This window comes from Vibrio sp. 10N.261.46.A3 (assembly GCF_041472995.1).
Lineage (GTDB): Bacteria > Pseudomonadota > Gammaproteobacteria > Enterobacterales > Vibrionaceae > Vibrio > Vibrio coralliirubri.
Map to the genome: position 1 here is coordinate 1 of NZ_JBFRRH010000063.1, position 1,050 is coordinate 1,050.

Annotated in this window: 2 protein-coding genes; both read right to left on the bottom strand. The window is 40.6% G+C overall.

Features of this window, described 5'->3' with window-relative positions; translation table 11 throughout:
* Positions 1 to 263: replication initiation protein (locus AB4484_RS14930; RefSeq protein ID WP_372078960.1), on the bottom strand; the 263-nt coding region annotated here is incomplete at its 3' end.
* Between the two features lie 318 nt (positions 264 to 581).
* Positions 582 to 860, bottom strand: a complete 279-nt coding sequence (locus AB4484_RS14935; RefSeq protein ID WP_372078963.1) for a hypothetical protein — start codon at positions 858 to 860, stop codon at positions 582 to 584.
* Between the last annotated feature and the right edge of the window lie 190 nt (positions 861 to 1,050).

Below are 1,050 nucleotides of genomic sequence, written 5' to 3' on the forward strand. Positions count from 1 at the left end.
CCGTGTGCGTTCTCAGGAGTCTTAGTAGACCAATGTGGCGGTGGTAGATTGCAGTCATACCAAGCTAGAACCGCGCCTTGTCGGTCAATATCAAAGATCAGATAAGTGACCAATTTCGGTTGGTTCACTTGCAGATACTTCTTCTTGATCGCTGTGATTTTGGGGCGTATGTAAGTGACACCGAGTTCATCGGTGCAATACGGCTTATGAGGAAGCGTCTCAATTAGATCGAGCTGAAGTGCATCGAAGTGATTATTAGCCACTCTCGCCTACACTTAGGCAGATATGATTTATTGGTTTTTGAAAGCTCATTAGGTATAATTATCCCATAGTGTATTGCCCCATGCTCTCGAAAGTCTGCCAAGATTATGACGAGGTTTGGGGCTTTCCTTTATCTAGCGTTTATCTTACCCCTCAATAGCTTACTCCGCAATTTCCCCTTAGAGCTTTTGCTATCAGATACAAAAAAGGCCGCTATAGCGACCTTTAGATAATCATTGCTCTATCGAAACACTGCACTTCGCACTAAGTGCCGTTATGGTAAATCGACCACCTTCGCACTTCGGTGAATTTTCTTTAAATTAATCAATATTGCGCATCTGGTTACGGTTTATTAGCAAGAAAGAATGAGGTGTAGTCACTGATTCTTCAGATCGAACAGTTACATATGACAATGGTTCTGCATCATCTGGGTCATCATACATTTCAGCCCACACCTCTTGAATCTCCTGCCAAACTGCTTTAGTCACTCTTCTTTGGTCAAAAAAAGATAGCAGTTCCCAACGATCCAGTTGAACCCACCCCTCATGCCATAATTTATCCATTTTTAATTTTAGTGCGTTTCTATATACAGCTTTCATTCCCACCAACTCCAACTTAAATTAAACACATAATTTCATTTAAACATTTAATTTAAATTAAATCCAGTTTTTATCTCTTTTTGCTCGATCTTTCCCGCAGTGATCTGCACCAGTAAAACTGGACACCAACCTAAGAGAGAAATGCTATCAAACCTCTCAAAAATCGGTGGTCATTATTCCTATTATGGTA